The 5169-nt window shown below is 71.1% G+C and carries 4 protein-coding genes; all 4 read right to left on the reverse strand.

What is annotated here, in order from left to right; genetic code table 11:
• A partial coding sequence (locus tag V7Z97_RS19075) for an ABC transporter ATP-binding protein (protein WP_334165033.1) occupies positions 1–1678 on the reverse strand: 1678 nt, incomplete at its 3' end.
• The gene (locus tag V7Z97_RS19080) at positions 1675–3459 is read right to left on the reverse strand and encodes an ABC transporter ATP-binding protein (protein ID WP_334165035.1); all 1785 of its coding nucleotides are present in this window, start codon (positions 3457–3459) and stop codon (positions 1675–1677) included. The genes V7Z97_RS19080 and V7Z97_RS19075, both read right to left, overlap by 4 nt.
• Positions 3460–3623: 164 nt before the next feature.
• Positions 3624–4403, reverse strand: a complete 780-nt coding sequence (locus V7Z97_RS19085) for a DUF1365 domain-containing protein (RefSeq protein WP_334165036.1) — start codon at positions 4401–4403, stop codon at positions 3624–3626.
• Positions 4400–5169: NAD(P)/FAD-dependent oxidoreductase (locus tag V7Z97_RS19090; RefSeq protein WP_334165038.1), on the reverse strand; the 770-nt coding region annotated here is incomplete at its 5' end. The genes V7Z97_RS19085 and V7Z97_RS19090, both read right to left, overlap by 4 nt.

The raw sequence follows: 5169 nt of genomic DNA on the forward strand, positions 1-5169 counted from the left end.
GGGCGATGACCATGCAGGTCCGGCCCGCGAACAGCACCTTCAGCGCCTGCTGGATCGCCTGTTCGGTGAAGCTGTCGATGTTCGCCGTCGCTTCGTCGAGGATCAGGATCTGCGGGTCCGCCACCAGGGCGCGGGCGAAGGAGATGAGCTGCCGCTGGCCCACCGAAAGGTTCCGGCCCCGCTGTCCGAGCGGGGTGTCGTAGCCCTCGGGCAAGCGCATGATGAAGTCGTGGGCCGACACTGCCTTGGCCGCCGCGATCACGTCCTCGCGCGCGGCGCCCCTGGTGTTGTAGCGGATGTTCTCCTCGATCGTGCCGGTGAACAGGAACGGCTCCTGCAGCACCATGGCGATCCGCCGGCCGAGACTGTCGAGGGTGACGTCGCGCACGTCATGCCCGCCCACCAGCACCTGGCCCCGGTCGGCGTCGTAGAAGCGGTGGGTCAAAGCGATGATCGAGGTCTTGCCCGAGCCCGTGGGCCCCACCAGCGCCACCACCTCGCGCGGCTCGACCGTGAACGAGATGTCGTGCAGCACAGGCCGGGCCGGGTCGTAGCCGAAGGTCACGTTGCGGAACTCGACGCGGGGCTCGAACTCGTCCAGCGCCACGGCGTCGGGCCGGTCCCTGATGGTCACCGGCACGTCCAGCACCTCGAAGATCCGGTGCGCCGCGGCCATCGCCCGCTGCATGATGGTGTACTGCATCGACAGCATGCGCACGGGATCGAAGAACCGCTGAACGTAGAGCACGAAGGCCACCATCACGCCGACCTCCAGCCGCCCGGCCAGCACCGCATTCCCGCCGACGACGATGACGATCGCCATGGCCACGCCGGTCAGGATGTCGACCGTCGGCACCATGATCTGGGTCATCCAGGCCGCGCCGGTCTGGGCCCTGAAGTTAGCGTCGGCCATCTTCCGGTAGAGCTCGAAGTTCAGCGCCTCGCGCCGCGTCTCCTGTACGGTGCGGATGCCGTTGATGTTCTCCGCCAGCGCCGAATTGGCGGTGGACGAGGCGTCCCGCGCCTCGCGGAAGCTTCTCTTCGAATAGGGCAGCCAGACGGCCCGGATGGCGATCAGCGCCGGCAGCACCGCAAGCGTGAGCAGGCCCAGCTGCAGGTCGAGGCTGAGCAGGACGACCGTGATCGCCACCAGCACCACCAGGTCGCCCACCGCGCCGGTGGTGCTCTCCAGCAGCTCCTGCAGCGCGGCCACGTCGCCCTGCAGCCGGGCCATCATCCGGCCCACGTGGGTGCGGTCCATGAACGAGAGGCTGACGTCCTGCAGGTGGGCGAACATCGCCCGGCGGATGTCGAAGATCACCCGCTGGGCCACCCGCTGGATCTGCCACTCGCCGAACACCAGGGTGGCGATGAACACCGCCGCCGCCACGCCGAACAGCACGACCGCGCGGCCGAAGCTCTCGCCGTCGCCGCGCACCAGCCCGTCCACCGCCTTGCCGATCAGCAGCGGGATGGAGACGTTGGCGGCGGCGGCGACCAGCACGGCGAACTGGGCGGCCAGGAACGCCTTCCGGTGCGGGACGAGGTAGCCGAAGAACCGCCTGGCCGCGCGCGGGTCGAAGGTCCCGAAGACGTCGTCGCCCTCGGGAGAGCCCAGGGAGGCCCGCGGCGCGCGCCGCCGCTCCTCCGTCGGTCCGGGGGCCGGCTCCACGCTCATGCCGGCTGCTCGAGCGTCGCGGCGGCGTCGGAGCGGCTCTGCAGCTCGTAGAGCTCGGCGTAGGTCCCGCCACGGGCGACCAGTTCGTCATGGCTCCCGCGCTCGACGATCCGGCCCTCGTCCAGCACCAGGATCTCGTCGGCGTGCATCAGGGACGACAGCCTGTGCGCGATGATCACCGTGGCCTTGGTCTTCGTCGCCCGCGCCAGGCCGTCGCGGACCTTGCGCTCCGTGACCGCGTCGATGGCGGCGGTGGAATCGTCGAAGATCATCACGCCGGGCCCCGGCACCACCCCGCGGGCGATGCTCATCCGCTGCCGCTGGCCGCCGGAGAGCGCCACGCCGCGCTCGCCGACCCGGGTCTCGTAGCCCTCCGGCAGGCCGGCGATGTGCTCGTGGATCTGCGCCGTCCGGGCCGCCGCCTCGATCCGAGCGTCACCCGCCCAGGGGTCGGCGTAGGCCACGTTGTGGCCCACCGAGGCGTCGAACAGGAAGGCCTCCTGCTGCACCAGCCCGACGTACTCCCGCAGCGACGCGAGCGTCACGTCGCGGATGTCCACCCCGTCGAGGGTGATCCGGCCCTCGGTCACGTCGTAGAAACGGGGGATCAGGTTCGCGAGCGTCGACTTGCCGGAGCCCGGCGGGCCCACGATCCCCACCGTCCTTCCCGGCCGCACCTCGAAGCTGATGTCCTGCAGCACCGCCCGCCCGTCCGCACCGTAGCGGAAGCCGACGCCCTCGAACCGCAGCACGCCGCGGGGCGCCTCCAGCGGCCGCGCCCCGGGCCGGTCGGCGATCTCCGGCTCCAGGTCCAGGACCTCGAACAGCCGGGAGCCCGAGGAGGTCGCCCGCGCCATGGAGTTGAAGATCATCGCCACCTGCCGGATCGGGGCCTGCAGCAGCGTCATGTAGGTCAGGAACTCGGTGAGCCGGCCCACCGTCATCTGCCCCGCCAGCACCTTGCGCCCGCCCAGCCACAGCAGCAGGCCGAGCGAGATGTGGAAGCTCACGTTCATCCAGGCGATCGCCGTGAACCGCAGCGTGATCCGCCGGTCCTGGAAGACGATCACCGCCCGTGAGCCGCGGTCGAACTTGGCCAGCTCGAAGTCGCGCCCCGCGAAGGCCCGGACAACGCGGATGCCCTGCAGGTTCTCCTCCATGGTCAGGGTGAGCTGGCCCATCAACTCCTGCACCCGCAGCCAGGTGACGCGCAGCAGGAAGCCCATGCGGGCCAGCGCATAGCCCGCCACCGGCACGAAGGAGAGGCCGACCAGGGCCAGCACCGGGTCCAGGCTGACCATCATCGCCGCGGCGAAGCCGACCAGCAGGACGAGGCTCAGCGCCGGCGTCATCGCCCCGTTGATGAAGGCCCGCGCGCCTTCCAGGTCGAGCATGCCGCGGGTGACCAGGTCGCCGGAGTGGATGCGGTCGTGGAAGCCGAAGGACAGCTTCTGCAGGTGCTGGAAGAACTGCAGGCGAAGGTCGTTGGCCACCTTCTGGCTGAGGTATTCGCCGAGATAGCCCGACCACATGGTGAGCAGGCCGCGCGCCACCGTCGCGGCGATGACGAGGCCCGCGCTGACCAGCAGCGCCTGGCGCGCCGCGTCCGCATGGCCCGCGCCGTCGGCCAGCAGCGCCTGCGCCTGGTCCACCGAGCGGCCGAACAGCCTGGGCAGGGTCAGGCTGGCCATCGCCGCGCCCACCGATGCAAGCACGGTCAGCGCCACCCGGCCGGGGTAGCGCATGGCCAGCCCGGCGATCCGGGCCAGCACCGAAGGCATGGCCGTCACGTCCACCGTGGGGACGTCGGACAGCGCCGCGCTTCGCCCCTGGGGGGCGAATCACTCATCCGATTTTCCGTCTGCTATGGGACCGGGAGTGTGGGGCGCCGGGGCCCGTTCGGCGAGTCCGGTTTTGGCGCCGGAGGTCAGGAAATCCGGTGCAGCTAGGCGGCCTGGCGCGCCTGCTCGACGACCGTGACCCGCCGCGCCGGCGGCGCGGGCCGGGGCCGCAGCTTCTCCCCCTTGAGCCACATCCTCAGCGCCTCCCAGTGGATGGCCGCCAGCACGCCCAGGCTCATCCAGGGGTGGGTCAGCCAGGCCCGGAGCAGGCCTGCGTCGCTGAGCGGGGCACGTCGCCCCAGGAAGCTCGCCGCCAGCACCAGGCCGTCGGCGTCGTGGGCCTCCACCTGCACCCGCACCGTCTCGCCGGGCGGCCGGATGCGGAAGCCGTAGGCGAGGTCCATGTCCATGAACGGCGAGACGTAGAAGTCCTTGGCGCAGCATTGCCGCACCACCGCCTCGTCGGCGGCGGGAATGAGGTAGGCGTGCCGCTCCCCGAAGGTGTTGGTCACCTCGTAGAGGATGGCCGAGAGCGTCCCGTCCTTGCGGTGGCAGAAGTAGACGGTGAGCGGATTGAAGCCGTGGCCGAGCACGCGGGGCATGGTGAGCATCCGCACCGGCCCGCCGTGGGCGATCCCCGCGGCGGCCAGCTCCGCCTCCACCTGGACCTTCAGCGGGGTGTCCGAGCCGTCGCCGTGGTCCTTCTCGCGCACGCTCACGAGGTTGAGGCCGCCGTGCGAGAACAGGCCGATCTTCCAGTCGAGCCGGCCGAGCTCGTCCAGGTCCAGGAGCAGGAAGAACACCCGGTAGGCCAGCCGGTGCGCCCGCGGCTTCACCCGGGCATGGGTCACCAGGCCCGGGTAGATCGCCGAGGCGAAGCTCACGCCGCCCGCTCCGCCGGCGCCCGCACGTGAATGCGGCCCGACTCGTTCACGACGCTCCACGGCCGGCGCACCCCGCCGACCTGCTCGGCCACCGCCAGGCCCGCCTGCAGCCCGTCCTCGTGGAAGCCGTGCCCGAAGTAGGAGCCGCAGAACCAGGTCCGGTTCACGCCCTGCAGGTCCCAGAGCTGGGCCTGGGCGGCGATCGCCGCGGCGTCGAACAGCGGGTGGTCGTAGGCCTCCGTGCGGATGGTCTTCTCGGGAGCGATCTCCCTGGTGGGATTCAGAGTGACGAAGAGGTCCGGCGCGTCCCGGATGCCCTGCAGCCGGTTCATCCAGTAGGTGACGCAGCCCTCACCCGCCTCGCCCCGCCGGCCGATGTGGTTCCAGCTCGTCCAGGCCCGCCGCCGCTTCGGCATCAGGGCGGGATCGGTGTGCAGCACCACCCGGTTCTTCGAATACCGGAAGGGCGAGAGCAGCCGCCGCTCCTGGTCCGTCGGGTCCTGCAGCAGGTCGAGCGCGGTGTCGGCATGGGTGGCGATCACCACCTCGTCGAACCGCTCCAGGCGTCCGGTGGCGAGCTGCACCGTGGCGCCGGTCGTGTCGCGCCTCACGCCCGCCACGGCCTCGCCGGTCCGCGTCTCGCCGTGGAAGGCGGCCCTGAGCGCCTGGACGTAGGACCGGCTGCCGCCCTCCACCGTGCGCCACAGGCCCCGGCCGAACACCGACATCATCCCGTGGTTCTGGAAGAAGCGGATCAGGGCCGCGG

This window comes from Phenylobacterium sp. (assembly GCF_036821595.1).
Classification (GTDB): domain Bacteria; phylum Pseudomonadota; class Alphaproteobacteria; order Caulobacterales; family Caulobacteraceae; genus Phenylobacterium.